This is a genomic window from Paenibacillus sp. 276b, assembly GCF_900107875.1.
GTDB lineage: Bacteria > Bacillota > Bacilli > Paenibacillales > Paenibacillaceae > Paenibacillus > Paenibacillus marchantiae.
In genome coordinates this window covers 1,919,399-1,935,545 of record NZ_FNRR01000001.1, presented here as the reverse complement: position 1 = coordinate 1,935,545, position 16,147 = coordinate 1,919,399, and the positions used below count along the sequence as shown (strand labels likewise).

Below are 16,147 nucleotides of genomic sequence, written 5' to 3'. Positions count from 1 at the left end.
GTATAGCTACGACACTCTATTCAAATTTGGAAGGAGGCACGTTGTAAAATTTTTTAAATGCTTTGGAAAAGGTGAAGGGATCGGGATAGCCCAGAAATCCGGCAATTTGCTGGACCGTATATTTTTTCTCATACAGATAGTCCCGTGCCCGGTTCATCTTGATTTGATTGATGTACTGTCCTGGTGTAATGCCCAGAATTTTCTTGAACAAAGAAATGAAATATTTCTCAGAGACACCGGCGATGGCTGCAAGTTCGTTAACTCGGATGACACGGTGCAGATTCGCATCCACGTATGGAAATACGTTCTGCAGAACCTCCAGACTTCCTTCCGTTTTCCTCGGTTTTTGGTCTTTTAGAAATTCACCGTAATACAGACCTTGCCCGTGAAGCTCCAAAATTTTTGCAATGACGAGAAGCAGAGAAGCCTTCAAATAAAGTGGACTTCCGGAAGCCCCACTGTCCTGCTTGAACCTTCGATAGGACGAGGTGAACAGTGTTGATTCCTCCCGAACAAGGTTGCCAGGTACGATGCCCGGCAGTTGAAACTCGCCTAGAATTCGCTTTTGCTCGGCAATGCTGAAATCAAAGTGCATGTATATGAATCGGCACAGTTCTCCGGTCGCGGAAGCAAGATAGGGCATATCCGGATAAAAAAACACCACGTCACCCTGGTCCGCTGTATGCGCGATTCCATCAATAGTAATCTGGACGGAGCCTGCTGTAATAAACCACAGATCATAATCGGAATGAGACTTGTGCTCCATCCAATTGCTGTCGTGAGTTTGTTCCAAATAAGAGCTCATGCGAAGTGTGATATACTCCGAAAGTTCGTCCATTATACTCATATTTACTATCCCTGCATGCGTCTGATCCAACTCATCACCCCTCCACTTTATGACATCCTTCATTTTTTAATAATGTAGCAAAGGATTTAACTCTTGTTATCTATCGTACCATATGACATGTTTTGAAAACTATCACACATTCCGATCTCAGATGACTCGCCTATAATGAACTTATATCGTTAAGAGGAGGGGTTCGTAATGAATGGTACAAACACACAGCATCCAAAGGTAGTTGTTATTGGGGCGGGCAGCCTGTTTTTCGGTCGTCAGTCCATCTGGCAGATGGTTCACTCACCATACTTGAACCAGGGAACTTTGGCTTTAGTGGATACGGACGAGGAGCGGCTCTCGAAAATGGTAACACTTGCAGAGAGGGTCGCCCGGGAAAACAATGTATCCTTAAAGATTGAGGGCTCGGTAGACCGAAGACAAGTGCTGCCGGGAGCGGACTTCGTTGTGCTTAGCTTTGCAGAGCAATCAGTCAAATACCGGGGAATTGACTGCCAAGTCTCTCTAAAATACGGCATTCGCATGTGTTCTGGCGATACGATTGGCCCGGGTGGAATCTTTAGGGCAATGAGAGAGCTTCCGGTTATTATGGAATGCGCCAGAGACATTGAAGAGCTATGTCCTGATGCCTGGGTAATTAATTATATTAATCCGTCTACCGTTCATGGCATCGCATTACATCGCTATGCGCCGAAGCTGAAATCGTTTGCCCTGTGCGATAGTCATCATATGCCGCATAAGAAAGCCTATTACGCTGTAAGAGCTGGAATCATCGAAAAGACAGACGAGTTCACCAATGAGATTGATCAGAAATTCGATTTCCGCATCGCTGGCGTCAATCATTTCACTTGGCTGCTTAAAGCGGAATTCGAAGGGGAAAATGTGATGCCCTTAATCGCGGAAGCCATGCGCAAAATGGCAGGTGATGAGAACAACGGCGGTGATCGCGGAGCAAAAGCTATTTTTAACGATGCGATTACCTACGAACTGTATGATATTTTCGGAATCATCCCCACTTGCACGGCTCATACGAAGGAATACGTTCGGTATTGGCAAGGTCTGGGTAAGACTACAGATGCAATTCCGCCATTATCCATCTGGGAGACAGAGGACAGGTATCAGCGTCACGACGAAATGTGGCGTCAGGTGGATGACTTTCTTGCGGGGAACATCCCGATTGCCGATTACATGAGCACCTTTGGGCCAGACCATGCGACTGATATCATTGAGAACATGGTAGGGAATTTGGGGAAGAAGTTTTTCATCAATACGCTTAATCAAGGCGCGGTAACCAATATGAATGCCGATTCGTTCCTGGAAGTGCTGTGCGATGTGGGAATGGACGGAGTGAAGCCAGTTCATGTAGGCGAGATGCCGCGTGGAGTAAGAGGAATGCAAGAACTTGTACTGGATACACATGAGCTGACGGTCGAAGCTGTTCTGGAGCAGAGCTACGAGAAGCTGAGAAGGGCGATGCTCACCGATCCACTCGTGAGTTCCATCAGTGACGCGGACAAGATCATTCATGAATTGTTGGAACTGGAACGTGATATGATTCCCGACGTCTGGTACAAGGACAGACTGCAGTATAGCTAAGTATAGATAATGATAAAAGACCACGTTAACCCTTCTGAAGGAAACTACGTGGTCTTTGATTTTATTAATAAATCCTAGTTCATTTAAAAGATAAAGAAGTATAAAAAAGCTTACTGTAGAAGGGATTTATAACCTTTGGATAATAATGACATTGACATCTGCGGCGTTTTCTAAAATAATAAATGTAATTGAATACTGGTACCTTTAATTCAGTCCAGAGAGGCTGGCAAGGGCAGCGGATTTTATAATCACGCGTGAATCAGGGCATATCTCCTCAGGGATGCTCTGCGTCTTCGCGCGGATTATGATGTAAAAAGAGGCTACTTGTCAGTGTGTAACTTGACGAGTAGCCTCTTTTTTCTGCTTTTTTTTGGTATCAGATACACTTTAAGCTGGAGGTATTCTGATGAGCAAACAAGATCAAGAGTTTTCATGGCAAGAGGTGCCAAAAACGCAGAGAAATCATTTTTGGAAGACGTTATCCGTAATGTTGGGTTTCACCTTCTTCTCGGCGAGTATGTTGGCAGGGGGTACGCTTGGAGTCAGTTTGACGTTCATGGAATTCATTGGCATCGTGCTGGCGGGCAATCTGGTGCTCGGTATCTATACAGGAGCACTGGCGCATATCGCTGCCAAGACAGGTCTTTCCACACATTTACTTGCTAAATATGCATTCGGTGCGAAAGGATCGTACCTGCCATCGTTCCTGCTCGGCTTCACACAGGTCGGCTGGTTCGGGGTAGGCGTGGCCATGTTCGCAATTCCGGTTGCCAAAGCAATGGATTGGAACGTGTACTTGCTGATTATCCTGTTTGGTCTTGCTATGACGGCATCAGCCATCTTCGGTATGAAATCGCTCGTCATCTTGGGTTATATCGCGGTACCGGCAATTGCCATTCTCGGCGGTTACTCCATGTTCGAAGGTGCAGGCTCGCTGGGAGGTCTGCAAGGATTGCTCGATTACACGCCGACAGAGACACTCACCGCGGCAGCAGCATTGACCATTTGTATCGGTTCATTCATTAGTGGCGGAACGTTGACGCCCGATTTTGCTCGGTTTTCCCGGACGTCCAAGCAGGCGGTTACCGCAACGGTTATTGCCTTCTTCCTTGGGAACTCGCTTATGTTCCTGTTCGGGGCAGTTGGTGCAATGGCATATAACCTGGCTGATATCTCGGAGGTCATGTTCCTGCAAGGATTGCTTATTCCTGCGATTATCGTTCTTGGACTCAATATCTGGACAACCAACGATAACGCCTTGTACGCCTCCGGATTGGGTTTTGCCAACATCACTAAAATTTCGAAAAAGTTCTTCGTCATCGTAAACGGCATTGTGGGTACAGTATTTGCCATGTGGATGTACAACAATTTCGTCAGCTTTCTGAATGTGCTGGGCGCGGCAGTACCGTCCATTGGGGCCATCATCATCGCAGACTACTTCTTCGTGAAGCGCAGAAACTATAAACCGTTTGCTGAGATGAGTTTCAAAACTGTAAACTGGGTAGCAATGGTGGCTTGGGCCATCGGCGTTGCGTTTGCTCAGTTGGCTCCAGGAGTAACACCACTGAATGCACTGATCGGTACGGCAGTGGCCTACATCGTATTGATGCTGATCGTTCCTAACAAAGAATCCATTAAAGAAAAGGGGAAAATAAATGATTATACAGAACGCAAAATTGCGGGGTAAAGAAGGTCTATGGAATATCGTTGTAAAAGACGGGAAGTTCGAACAAATTACGCAGGAGCTACAAGCCACTGCAAATGAGGAAGTACTTGACGTCAACGGTTCACTTGTATTGCCACCGTTCATTGAGCCTCACATCCATCTGGATACAACGTTAACGGCTGGCGAGCCGGAGTGGAATTTGAGTGGGACGCTGTTTGAAGGCATCCAGCGTTGGTCGGAACGTAAAGCATTCTTGACACATGAAGATGTTAAAACTCGCTCCAAAACAGCACTGAAATGGCAAATGGCGCAAGGAATCCAACATGTGCGGACACATGTGGACGTTACAGACCCAACCTTGACTGCAGTCAAAGCGATGCTTGAAGTAAAAGAAGAGATGGCACCATACATCGACATTCAGCTTGTGGCTTTCCCACAGGAAGGTATTCATTCCTATCCAAACGGTGCAGAACTGCTGGAAGAGTCACTGAAAATGGGCGTTGACGTGGTCGGCGGCATTCCGCACTTCGAATTCACGAGAGAATACGGCGTCGATTCGATGAAGGTTGCTTTTGACCTTGCTGAAAAATACGACCGTTTGATCGACATCCATTGCGACGAGATCGATGACGAGCAATCCCGCTTCGTGGAAGTCGTTGCCAAGGAAGCCTACGAACGCGGACTGGGCTCTCGTACAACAGCAAGCCACACGACGGCGATGGGGTCTTATAATGACGCATATACGTACAAATTGTTCAGATTGCTGAAGATGGCTGACCTCAATTTCGTCTCCAATCCGTTGGTCAACATTCACCTGCAAGGGCGCTTCGACACGTATCCAAAAAGAAGAGGTCTGACTCGCGTCAAAGAACTGCAGGAAGCTGGTCTTAACGTGTGCTTCGGTCATGATGACATTTTCGATCCATGGTATCCGCTAGGAACGGGCAACATGCTCCAAGTACTGCATATGGGTATTCATGCTTCGCAGTTGCTGGGTTATGATCAAATCGTAAATTCGGTCGATCTCATTACGAAAAACAGCGCAAGAACGTTGCATATCGAGGATGTATACGGCATTGAAGTAGGAAAACCTGCCAACTTCATCGTTCTTGAAGCAGAGAACGAATATGAGGCTGTTCGCAAACAGGCTGGTGTACTGTACTCGTATAGAAGTGGCCGCAAAATCGCGGAAACAAAACCGAGAGACACGTCAATCATTCTTGAAGGTGGTTCGGAGAAAGTTACGTTCAATAAATAATCCAATGATAAATGCGATGCTTCAACCAGAGCCCTCGCATTAGCCAATAAATCCCCTCAGGGTGGACAGGTCCATAGAGATTCCATGATTGTGGAATCTTCCTGTACAAAAGAGGGGATTTTTGTTGTTCCGTTTTGAAATTCGAGATAGAGACGAGAGAGAGTACCTCACAATGGAGCTGTGACGGCATTTTTTAATTTGGATACGCCTTCCTGTAATTGAACATCTGACAAATGTGCAAATGATAAATAGATACCATACTTCGTACCGTCAGACGTTGAACTGCTGACTTCTGCGTATACAACCCCTTCTGATCTAGCCGACGAACGAAAGACTTCATAAGTGGACGCATCACCTCGCCACCAACCAAACACGTGCAGACCTGCTTCATTTTCCACCCAATCAAACCATGTAGAGAGTTGCTGGTTCAAAAGTTTGAGTAACAGATGAAATTTGCGACTGTATAAACGATTCATCCTACGCAGATGGCGCTCATATTGGCCGCTTGTCATAAATGCGGCTAATGCCCGCTGCTCGATCAGATTGACGGGTCTTGGCTCGTATAATGCCTGTGCTTTTCTAAAGGTGTCTGCCAAAGTAGGGGGGAGAACCACATAACCAAGCCGTACTTCCAAAGGCAAGGTTTTCGTGAAGCTACCCAGGTAGATTACGCGCCCCGCTTTATCCAATGTTTTCAGCGGTTCAACATGCATTCCGCGATATCGGAATTCACTATCATAATCATCTTCGACAATCATGGCATCATGACGATGTGCCCAGTCCAGCAATGTTTGTCTGCGTTCAAGGCTGAGCATTTCGCCAGTAGGGAATTGTCGGGACGGCGTGACAAACAACATACGTGCTTCCCAGTTTTGGGGAACAACGCCTTGACCATCGAGATTGGCTTCAATCAACGTTGCACCTGCAGCAAAAATGGCTTGAGAAATCCCGATATAACAAGGACTCTCCGTCACTACATGATCTCCGGGATCTGCAAGTAATTGAGTGAGTAGAGCTATAGCTTGCATAGAGCCTGCAGTCACTGCAATATGATCCGCATCGACTTGAATCCCCCGCATCCGCCGAAGGTAGGCAGCAATGGCTTCTCGCAATTTTGGCTCTCCTGTTGAACTAACAAGAGCAGAGGTTGTTTCTATGTGATGCTCTCGATTTCGTATCTCAGCATACAATCGATTGTTCCATTCATCGTAAGGGAATTTGGAGAAATCAGGCTGGTATTTGCTAAAATCAATAACTTCGTCGCTTTCTATTCTGGAATTACTTGTTTGTGCATTGGTTTGTGAATTCCTTTGAGTTGTGTGCTGTTCAAACTGCTGAATACGATTCCCCCAGGCTGATAAGTGATGAGCGCAAGCTTTCACGGTGCACGCATCATTGCTTAAATCCAACTGATAAGCAACAAAGGTTCCTCTTCCATGCTCTGAATGAATGTAACCTTGAGCAGTCAATGTATCATAAACTTGATTCACTGTGCCTCGGGAAATGTGATACGTCGCAGCTAACTCTCTCGTAGATGGTAACTTCTCGCCATGCACCAGATTACCTTCATGAATAGCATCACGAATCGCATGATAGAGAGCCTTCATCTTGGTATATTTTCGGTTCAAATATGAACTGTAAGCTACATGAAATTGCATATGCCCTCCAGAGTTTAATTTAGAAGTGGTACAATAAAAACCGAAATTATTGGATCTTTTTAGTTGTCCATTCTCATTCTATACTAAATCATAGGTTGAAGTGAAACAATAAATTTAATTAGGAGGAATACAATCATGCAAACAGGTACAGATCGTGTAAAAAGAGGAATGGCTGAGATGCAAAAGGGCGGCGTCATCATGGACGTTATGAATGCAGAACAAGCTAAAATTGCTGAAGCAGCAGGGGCAACAGCTGTTATGGCTCTTGAACGGGTACCCTCCGATATTCGCGCAGCCGGTGGTGTAGCTCGCATGGCAGACCCAACCATCGTGGAAGAGGTTATGAAGGTTGTGTCTATTCCGGTTATGGCCAAGGCTCGTATTGGTCATTACATAGAAGCCAAAGTACTTGAATCCCTAGGTGTGGACTATCTCGATGAAAGTGAAGTTCTTACGCCTGCAGACGAAGTATTCCATATCGATAAACATGAATTCACTGTACCTTTTGTATGTGGAGCCAAAGATTTGGGAGAAGCTCTGCGTCGTATTGGCGAAGGTGCTTCGATGATTCGTACAAAAGGTGAGCCTGGAACGGGCAACATTGTTGAGGCAGTTCGTCATATGCGTCTGATTAACAGCCAGATCCGCAAAGTGAAAAACATGTCTAAGGATGAGTTGTACGCTGAAGCCAAGAATCTGGGCGTAGCTTATGAATTACTGCGCGATGTTCATGAAAATGGAAAACTTCCAGTCGTTAACTTTGCAGCAGGCGGTGTAGCCACTCCGGCAGACGCAGCACTAATGATGCATCTGGGAGCAGACGGTGTGTTTGTAGGATCAGGTATCTTCAAATCAGATAACCCTGAGAAATTCGCTCGTGCAATCGTTGAAGCTACAACACATTACACGGATTACAAACTGATTGCTGAAGTATCCAAAAACCTGGGTGCCCCTATGAAAGGCATTGAAATTTCTAAATTGGCTCCAGAAGAGCGCATGTCCAACCGCGGTTGGTAAGGCGTAAATAGAACAGTAGTTTTAAAATATTGTTATGATTCTAAACAGCGCTGTATATTGAGACTTAACTTATAAAGGGATCAGATATTTACCCATATGTATGTCAGAAAATACTTAAAATTTGGTGTTTTCGTGATATTTTAAATGTATTTGGAAGCATAAGTTTGCCATAAGTCGAAATTGTAAGCATAAAGTTGCCGTGAGTCCCCATTAGGACGACTTATGATAATTAAATATAGACAGCCGGTAAGTAATCGGCTGTCTTTTTCATTAAACTAACGAGCAGTTTAGTGCAATAAAACTTGACCAATTGTGGTACTATTATTAAAATTAATTCGAAAAGTGATGATATTATGAAATTTGTTTTGATATTTGGTCCTCAGGCAGTAGGTAAAATGACAGTGGGGCATGAACTGGAAATGATATCTGATTTAAAATTGTTTCACAACCATATGACGATAGAATTGCTGGCTCCTTATTTTGGCTTCAGTAATGAAATGTGGGGATTATCGGATAAATTTCGTCAGGATATATTTGAAGCGACCGCCGCCAGTAATATGTATGGAATGATATTCACATATGTATGGGGATTCGATTTGCAGAGCGACTGGGATTACGTCGACAAAATTTGTAAAATATTTGAGGATCAAGATGCGGATGTCTATTTTATTGAGCTTGAAGCCGATCTTGAGGAGAGAATAGAGCGTAACAAGACTCCACATAGACTTGAACATAAACCGACAAAGAGAGATATCCTATTCTCTGAACAGGATCTAAAACAGACAATGGAGCAACATCGATTGAACTCATTAGAGGGAGAAATTAAAAAAGAAAACTATTTGAGAATAAACAATACGAAAATCAAAGCTCGTGAAGTTGCTGAAATCATAAAAAATAGATTCGTTTTATAACGATTCTTGTTAAACTAACGGGAAACGATAGCTCAATAATACCAAGAAAGCAGCTGATCAATGTGATCGGCTGCTTTTGTTCAGCTAACGGGCAGGTTAGCATAAAATAGATTATGCTATTACATTCCAGTAAGATGAAGGGTAATTAACCTGAACGAAGAGGAGGAATCAATGGAACACGAAAAATTATAATAGGGTTATGTCAATTTGTTTCTGGAGGGATCACTTTAAAATTAAGGTAATAGGGACATTATTGGACGCCGATAAGTTCGCAAGCACCAGGACCTACTTCTAATTTAGAATGGCGTGGAAAATCAAGATTATCCGATTATTTGGATATATGATTCATGTTATAAACGTTAAGAGTTTTTGAGGTGATTTTCATCGAAATTTTCATCGAAGTTATAGACCATACAGAAGAAGAGGAGATCCGCATCAGGTGTCACCAAGTAGACGAAGAAATATATGAGCTCGTTAATAAAATAAAAACCGAAACGCTCATTATACTTGGTTACCATGAGGATAAGATCAGCCGCATCAAACTTAGTGATATTTATTATTTTGAAGCTGTTGACGGCAGAGTGTTTGCGTATGGTAAGAACAACGTTCATGAAGTCAAACAAAAGCTTTATGAACTTGAGGAACTATGCAGAGAGAAGCATTGTTTTCGCGCCTCCAAATCCACCGTCCTAAATATAGCTAAGATTACCAGTATTCATCCGTCGATTAGCGGCCGTTTTCAGGCATTATTGGATAACGGGGAAAAGGTAGTCATATCACGGCAGTATGTGCCCATGCTTAAACACATGCTTGGATTATAAAGGGGGACCTACATGAAGTATTTTGGCCTCATCAAAGAAATGATCAGAGATTTCTTAATTATATTCGCCTCCATCATGATAATCATCACTATATTACGGCAAATCTATACTCCTGATTCTAATTTTGAGTTAAACACGATTTTCACAATTATGGCGTTCTCTTTTCTGGGTGCTTTAACTGGAAGCATATTATATATGCCGCATTCGATTAGCGAGAATAAAATGCGCTTGTGGGTAGTTTTTCATTTTCTCTTTCTGGAATCTGTTTTAATTTCTCTCGCTGTCATATTGAATCTCGTATACACCACTTCCGGTATATTATTATTGGCTTTGCAAATTGCCGTAGTATATGCGATCGTTCGCCTGCTGGCCTATAGGAGCGACAAAAAGGAAGCTCAAATGATTAATGAAAGATTAAAAACATTTAAAAACGAGAATTAGAAGGTATACAGAACGCAGAGTAGTACACTTCATTGCGTTGTTTTTTACAACTTAGTGGCCCTCAGCTACAGCTTATCGTTTATGCGTATACACATCCTCTACCATTTCTTATGATGAACTCATAAAAAGTTGGAGGAGGAGAGAAGACTTATGGAGATTTTAATACTTATTGTTATGTTGGTTTTTGAGCTTGCAATTGCCGTTTATTCCATTGCAACCAAGCAAAGCCAAAGCAAGATAAAGAGTTGGATGAGAATCACAACATTTATAGTATTCATAATGCTGATCTTAGGGAAAATCGTCGTATGGGAGTACACTTGGGGGCTGTTTGCAGGCTTGCTCTCTATATTAGCTTTCAAAGAAATGGTTGCACTCCTGCGCAAACAAACACATACTCCGGGTTACAAAGTTTATTCTACGATTTTAAAATTCCTTTTGCTAGCACTGACTATCGTTGTCACTCTTGTTCCGGTTTTACTTTTTCCACAGTATAAATTGCCGCAAGTGACAGGTCCATATGCAGTGGCCACCGCCATTTACAGCTATGTGGACATGAATCGTATTGAAGAATTTACGGATCGAGAAAACAATCGGTTTGTTAACGTAGAATTTTGGTACCCTGAAAAGGCAGACGGAACCTATCCTTTGCTTGTGTTCTCCCATGGAGCATTCGGTATTAAAGCAAGCAACACTTCTACCTTTACAGAACTTGCGAGCCACGGTTATGTCGTCGTTTCCATTGATCATCCTTATCATTCTTTTTATACCATTTCCAAGGATAGAAAGATTGCGACAGTTAACCCCGAGTATATGCAAGAAGTCAATAATGCAAATAAAGCAGGTTTTTATTCGCTTGGTGAGTATTTTGAGCTTACTCAAAAATGGATAACATTGCGAACTGATGATATGGATTTTGTCATGGATACTATTCTAGAACAAGCAGTGCAAAATAAAGATCCTGTATATGAGAGAATCGATATACAGAAAATAGGCGTGTTCGGTCATTCTATGGGTGGAGCGGCAAGCGTAGCACTGGGCAGAGAACGCGATGACATTGACGCAGTGGTAAATATAGATGCTCCGTTCTTTAGCGAACTTTCGTATGATGAAGCTGCGAACGAACTATCTGTAAAATCCGAAGCTTACACAATTCCGCTTCTTAACATTTATTCGGATGATGTATGGGTACAGCTGGACAGCAGCTCTTCTTATATCGCGAATAAAATTTCAAATGAAAATTTTAAAGGAGCATACACCGTTCATTTTAAAGGCGCAAAACATTTAAGTTTGACTGATCTACCTTTATTCTCTCCTATATTGGCGGACCTGTTGCAAGGTGGAAAAGCAGATATCGATAAGTATTATGCGATTGAAACTCAAAATGAACTTATCCTTCGTTTTTTTGACTCTGTGCTAAAGAATCAAGGTCAGTTTGCTCCAAAAGCGACGTATTAAGTATCTGTTGAGTTAATGAATTTAAGTAATGTGGGCAAGTAAAACAATTGTGAACACGAGATGAATTATGCGAAGGACAAAGATGGAACGATAGGAAGCAGTGTAATCTTTATATACTAGATTATTAAACTAACGAGTAACGTTAGTTTAATAATCAATGAGAAGTCTGTAGGTTTGTAGACTGTTCATTTTTCGTTGAGTTATCCATTTGTTTGTGAAGATACCAAGTTCATACTGAAGTGCTCATCACGTATTGGAAGCATGAGTTTACCAAATGGCAAACTTATGGGTTAAGTCGTACTACATGAGACTTAACCCATAAAGGGATCAGATTTTATCCATAAGTATGTCAGAAAATGCTTAGAATTTTGGTGTTTTCGTGATATTTTAAATGTAATTGTAAGCATAAGTTTGTCATAAGCCGAAATTGTAAGCATGAAGTGCCGTGAATCCCCATTAGTACGCTTATGATACAGATACAGCCATATAATCAAGTCAGCTTTCTTCTCGTTAAGCTAACGAGCGTTAGCATGGCGACGGCCCACTATCTGTTCTTCAGGCAGGTTAAGCGATAATGTAGTCTCTTTACATTTCAACAATAGGGTGCTATAATCACTTCTACACTTATAGAAATGTGGAATAACGCTTAGAAAGGAGATTATTTTCCAGTGGCTGAAAACGAATTGGAAATGGTTCAGGCGGTCAAAGTATACAAAGCTTTAGGCGAACCCACACGTTTAAAAATCGCAGTGATGTTAGCCAAAGAGAGTAATCAATGTTTTACAGCTATTGGTGAACGACTAAAAACCGTTGCTGGTTCAACATTGTCACACCACCTGAAGCAATTAACCGACTCTGGCTTAATCAATTCATCTAAAAGTGGATCATTTGTCCACTATAGTGTTAATCAGGAAGTGGCAGAGAAATTTGCGCCTTATTTGCTGGCGTAAATTTTTTTAAATATCATTTCGACATTTCTAGAAGTGAAGAACTGAAAAAGGAGCGAATGAGAATGAAAGAAAAGTCAATCATGGAACTGGGAATCACCACCTTTCTCCATACAAATCCAGAACATGGTGGTGTATCCCCGGCCGAGAGGCTACGACAAGCGATCGAGGAAATTCAATTGGCTGATCAGGTTGGGCTCGATGTATATGCTATTGGAGAACATCATCGAATCGACTATACAAGCTCATCACCGGCGGTCATTCTTGCGACTGCAGCATCTACAACTAAGCGGATTCGGCTATCTAGCGCTGTAACAGTGCTCTCTTCGGATGATCCTGTCCGTGTATATCAGGATTTCGCAACACTGGACGTTCTATCTAAAGGGCGAGCCGAGATCATGGCTGGACGTGGCTCTTTTGTTGAATCGTTTCCACTATTTGGATATAAATTAAACGACTATGAAGAGTTGTACGAAGAGAAACTTGAACTATTATTAAAAATACGAGCTAATGAAAAGGTGCAATGGAGTGGTGGACATCGTCCAGCTATAAATAATATGGGCGTATATCCCCGTGCTGAGCAGGACCCATTGCCAGTATGGATAGCCACTGGCGGCAGTCCTGAGTCGGCGGTTCGAGCTGGTAAGTTAGGACTTCCTGTTATCTTCTCGATTATCGGTGGAATGCCAGAACGTTTTGCACCATTGGTGGAGCTATATAAGGCAGCTGCCAAGAAAGCTGGACATGATCCCAGCAAGTTACAGATTGCATCCCATTCCCATGGTTTTATTGCGGAGTCGTTTGAAATAGCCGCTAAAAATTACTTTCCCGTTATGGCTGAACAGATGAATAAGATTGGACGAGAACGAGGGTGGGCACCTTACACTCGCGACACGTTCAAAGAAGCTTGCAACCTGCGTGGTGCTCTATATGTTGGAGATCCAGAATATGTGGCGGAGAAGATTCTGCTTGCACAAAAGAAATTAAGTTTGACCCGTTTCCTTATGTACGTTGATTTCAGTTCACTATCTCATTTGGAATTGCTGCGGACGATCGAGTTTCTCGGGACAAAAGTTGCACCCATTGTTCATAAGGAGCTAGCAAGCAAATAAGAGGACTGTATGTAAGCCAATAATGTACAGCTCAATATTAAACTTTAGTTCGACAGTTCTAAAACTGAGGAAATGAATGTGAGGGATTTTATCATGAGAGATTCTTGGAAAATTTATGTTCTGGCCATGGTCAGTTTTTTGGTAGGAACATCTGAATTTGTAATCTCAGGTATATTGGATAGGGTAGCAGCCGATACCGGGGTGACACTGGCAGCAGCTGGTCAACTCATCACTGTCTATTCACTTGCTTACGCAATAGGCACTCCAATTTTGATCGCAATGACTGCAAAAATGGATCGAAGAAAGCTCATGCTGGCTGCTTTGACGCTATTTTTCATAGGAAATCTAGTCACGATTTTAACAACTGGCTTCTCTATGCTGCTAGGAGCTAGAATTATACTGGCTGTTGGCACGGGTGTATTTATGGTGGTGGCCCTGACCGTAGCTGCCAACACCGCTCAACAGGGCAAGCAAGGAAGTGCAATTGCTACAGTTCTTTTAGGCTTTAACCTTGCGCTTATTCTTGGTGTTCCACTGGGAAGAGTGATTGCTGGTTCATATGATTGGAAGCTCATTTTCACGGGGATCGGCGTGCTCAGCTTAATCGCAATGTTTGTTCTTCTATTGACAATTCCCAAGTCTAAGGGAGACACTCCTGTACCCCTACGTGAACAGCTATCCCTGCTTAAAACGCCTCGAATCGCTATCGCCTTATCTATTGGATTTTTCTGGATAATGGGTTATACAATCGTTTACACGTATATCTCCCCATTCCTTCTGAACATTACTGGAATGAGTGACCGAATGATTAGTGTTGGGCTCTTTGCATTCGGTATTGCCAGTCTTCTTGGTTCCCAAGTTGGCGGCTATGGTGCAGACAAATGGGGTATCCCTCGTACAATGATTGGCGGCTTGCTTTTCCATTCCGGAATCTTGCTTTTAATCACAGGATTCGCCCATACTTCCGTGTACCTCGTGTTTCCTTTACTTATGTTGTGGTCCTTTTTTGCCTGGTCAACAGGTCCTGTCCAACAGGTATATTTGATTGCCATGGCACCAAAAGCCTCGGGAATCGTCTTGAGCTTGAACACTTCAATCTTACAATTGGGGATGGCTGCTGGTGCCGTAATTGGGGGTATGGTAGTGGAAAACATATCGCTTCAAGCCGTTGGTTTTATTGGGGCCATCGGTGTTGCGCTTGGAGTCATTCCAGCAGTATTATCTTTATCTATGCGAAAAAAATCTGATATTAGGGTTAAAGAATAATTTAAACCAAAAGTCTGAGGTACTGGCGATTTGAACCAAGCGATAATTTCATAGTTAGAGTATATCTATGCTAGGGCCAAGATGCTACTTTTTATTGAAATCGACAGCCATCTTCAATATTCAACTAACGGGAAACGATAGCTCAATAATACCAAGAAAGCAGCTGATCAATGTGATCGGCTGCTTTTGTTCAGCTAACGGGCAGGTTAACGTAAGAAAATAAATATGAACGTGACTGAAATGGAGCTTTAAATATAGCTATACAGATTGAATTTGAAAATATTTTATAAGGGAAGAGAGACGGAGGAGAAGTTTGGTACTGTAGGAGCGATAGCGTCCGCTTTTGTCACCGGATTTCTACCGTGAATATATGGGAACAACAGGGGCCGGAAGTCGAAACATTCACTTCACTGGAGTCACATTATTTTGATTAACTTGATGGAACATCAGTATCAGTCGAGTTTTCATCATTTAAGGTTTTATTTAAGTGCAACGAATTGGGATGATTTTTAAGAAATTCTGCTTCATCTACTTTTAAAAAAATTCGTATTAGGTCCGATTTGATCTAACTTTCTTGCTATCTCAGATTCCTTAAAGATACTTTGTTCATCTGCTCGCAAGAACATGCCATGAGGTGTATATAGTTGACTAAAATACCCTTTTGCGAGTTTTCTTATACGTTACAAATAACCGTGATTATTTAAATCAGTATGGAAGTCATTTTGTGTATGGACTTATCAATGGCGGGGAATACTACGAGATTTTGGAAATTGAAAGCAAATCTGCTGAAGAACATCGGTCCATTAAAGCAGAGTTATCAGGAAAAGCATTAGTGGGAGTTATGAGTGCGTCGGCTTCCGGCTAGTGGTTGGCTTCTTTGACTTTAAAGATTTCATTTAAATGATAATTTAAACTTCCTCTAACTCGAATTGTATATTTGACGGGAATGTGCGTTTGCAGATGGGTGAATTGGAAGCATAAGTTATTTAAGCATTGAGCTTGAATGAAGTAGGAATAGATATCAAGAAAAGCCGATCAATGGATAAATTTGATCGGCTTTGTTGCGCTTTAGGGTCTGAATCATGCGTTTCATCCGAATCTCACTCTTAAACCTGTGATAAAATAATATATTTGAGAGTGAAA

At 42.6% G+C, this 16,147-nt stretch carries 13 protein-coding genes; 11 read left to right on the top strand and 2 right to left on the bottom strand.

The features are described 5' to 3' along the window. Positions 1 to 16 precede the first annotated feature (16 nt). Positions 17 to 847 carry an AraC family transcriptional regulator gene (locus BLV50_RS08135; protein ID WP_177031164.1) on the bottom strand — a complete coding sequence of 277 codons (831 nt, stop codon included), beginning with the start codon at positions 845 to 847 and terminating at the stop codon, positions 17 to 19. A 198-nt stretch (positions 848 to 1,045) separates the two neighbouring features. Between BLV50_RS08135 and BLV50_RS08130 the strand changes: the two genes are divergently transcribed. The 3 genes from BLV50_RS08130 (at position 1,046) to BLV50_RS08120 (ending at position 5,376) form a co-directional block, all read left to right on the top strand. Further along, on the top strand, positions 1,046 to 2,452 hold the full coding sequence (locus tag BLV50_RS08130) for a family 4 glycosyl hydrolase (protein WP_090806905.1): 1,407 nt from the start codon (positions 1,046 to 1,048) through the stop codon (positions 2,450 to 2,452). Between the two features lie 406 nt (positions 2,453 to 2,858). Further along, a complete protein-coding gene (codB, locus tag BLV50_RS08125; protein ID WP_090806903.1) occupies positions 2,859 to 4,139 on the top strand; it encodes a cytosine permease in 1,281 nt (426 codons plus the stop codon). Further along, a complete protein-coding gene (locus BLV50_RS08120; protein WP_079693812.1) occupies positions 4,108 to 5,376 on the top strand; it encodes a cytosine deaminase in 1,269 nt (422 codons plus the stop codon). The genes codB and BLV50_RS08120 overlap by 32 nt, the downstream gene beginning before the upstream one ends. 167 nt (positions 5,377 to 5,543) lie before the next feature. Here BLV50_RS08120 and BLV50_RS08115 read toward each other — a convergent pair whose 3' ends face one another. Then, positions 5,544 to 7,004, bottom strand: coding sequence for a MocR-like pyridoxine biosynthesis transcription factor PdxR (locus tag BLV50_RS08115; RefSeq protein ID WP_256337893.1), 1,461 nt, complete (start codon positions 7,002 to 7,004; stop codon positions 5,544 to 5,546). A 162-nt stretch (positions 7,005 to 7,166) separates the two neighbouring features. Between BLV50_RS08115 and pdxS the strand changes: the two genes are divergently transcribed. The 8 genes from pdxS to BLV50_RS08075 all read left to right on the top strand — a co-directional run bounded on the left by pdxS (position 7,167) and on the right by BLV50_RS08075 (position 15,004). After that, positions 7,167 to 8,051 (top strand): pyridoxal 5'-phosphate synthase lyase subunit PdxS, encoded by an 885-nt coding sequence (pdxS, locus tag BLV50_RS08110; RefSeq protein ID WP_211754044.1) that lies wholly within the window; start codon positions 7,167 to 7,169, stop codon positions 8,049 to 8,051. Positions 8,052 to 8,404: 353 nt separating this feature from the next. Continuing rightward, positions 8,405 to 8,962 (top strand): DEAD/DEAH box helicase family protein, encoded by a 558-nt coding sequence (locus BLV50_RS08105; RefSeq protein ID WP_064637449.1) that lies wholly within the window; start codon positions 8,405 to 8,407, stop codon positions 8,960 to 8,962. A gap of 374 nt (positions 8,963 to 9,336) precedes the next feature. Beyond that, positions 9,337 to 9,783: a LytTR family DNA-binding domain-containing protein gene (locus tag BLV50_RS08100; protein ID WP_197521386.1), complete on the top strand. Its 447-nt coding sequence runs from the start codon at positions 9,337 to 9,339 to the stop codon at positions 9,781 to 9,783. Positions 9,784 to 9,795: 12 nt separating this feature from the next. After that, entirely contained in the window at positions 9,796 to 10,224 is a 429-nt protein-coding gene (locus BLV50_RS08095) for a DUF3021 family protein (RefSeq protein WP_090806899.1), read from the top strand. Positions 10,225 to 10,374: 150 nt separating this feature from the next. Then, positions 10,375 to 11,679 (top strand): alpha/beta hydrolase family protein, encoded by a 1,305-nt coding sequence (locus BLV50_RS08090; RefSeq protein ID WP_064637452.1) that lies wholly within the window; start codon positions 10,375 to 10,377, stop codon positions 11,677 to 11,679. Positions 11,680 to 12,347: 668 nt separating this feature from the next. Further along, positions 12,348 to 12,629 carry an ArsR/SmtB family transcription factor gene (locus BLV50_RS08085; protein WP_082935040.1) on the top strand — a complete coding sequence of 94 codons (282 nt, stop codon included), beginning with the start codon at positions 12,348 to 12,350 and terminating at the stop codon, positions 12,627 to 12,629. Between the two features lie 62 nt (positions 12,630 to 12,691). Next, a complete protein-coding gene (locus tag BLV50_RS08080) occupies positions 12,692 to 13,738 on the top strand; it encodes an Atu2307/SP_0267 family LLM class monooxygenase (protein ID WP_177031138.1) in 1,047 nt (348 codons plus the stop codon). A 93-nt stretch (positions 13,739 to 13,831) separates the two neighbouring features. After that, positions 13,832 to 15,004, top strand: a complete 1,173-nt coding sequence (locus BLV50_RS08075; RefSeq protein WP_090806897.1) for an MFS transporter — start codon at positions 13,832 to 13,834, stop codon at positions 15,002 to 15,004. Positions 15,005 to 16,147: the final 1,143 nt, after the last annotated feature.

What these genes read in the sequence shown, in the direction of transcription:
- BLV50_RS08135 (WP_177031164.1), bottom strand. Translation starts at nt 847, where the DNA reads ATGAGTATAATGGACGAACTTTCGGAGTATATCACACTTCGCATGAGC.
- BLV50_RS08130 (WP_090806905.1), top strand. Translation starts at nt 1,046, where the DNA reads ATGAATGGTACAAACACACAGCATCCAAAGGTAGTTGTTATTGGGGCG.
- codB (WP_090806903.1), top strand. Translation starts at nt 2,859, where the DNA reads ATGAGCAAACAAGATCAAGAGTTTTCATGGCAAGAGGTGCCAAAAACG.
- BLV50_RS08120 (WP_079693812.1), top strand. Translation starts at nt 4,108, where the DNA reads ATGATTATACAGAACGCAAAATTGCGGGGTAAAGAAGGTCTATGGAAT.
- BLV50_RS08105 (WP_064637449.1), top strand. Translation starts at nt 8,405, where the DNA reads ATGAAATTTGTTTTGATATTTGGTCCTCAGGCAGTAGGTAAAATGACA.
- BLV50_RS08095 (WP_090806899.1), top strand. Translation starts at nt 9,796, where the DNA reads ATGAAGTATTTTGGCCTCATCAAAGAAATGATCAGAGATTTCTTAATT.
- BLV50_RS08090 (WP_064637452.1), top strand. Translation starts at nt 10,375, where the DNA reads ATGGAGATTTTAATACTTATTGTTATGTTGGTTTTTGAGCTTGCAATT.
- BLV50_RS08080 (WP_177031138.1), top strand. Translation starts at nt 12,692, where the DNA reads ATGAAAGAAAAGTCAATCATGGAACTGGGAATCACCACCTTTCTCCAT.
- BLV50_RS08075 (WP_090806897.1), top strand. Translation starts at nt 13,832, where the DNA reads ATGAGAGATTCTTGGAAAATTTATGTTCTGGCCATGGTCAGTTTTTTG.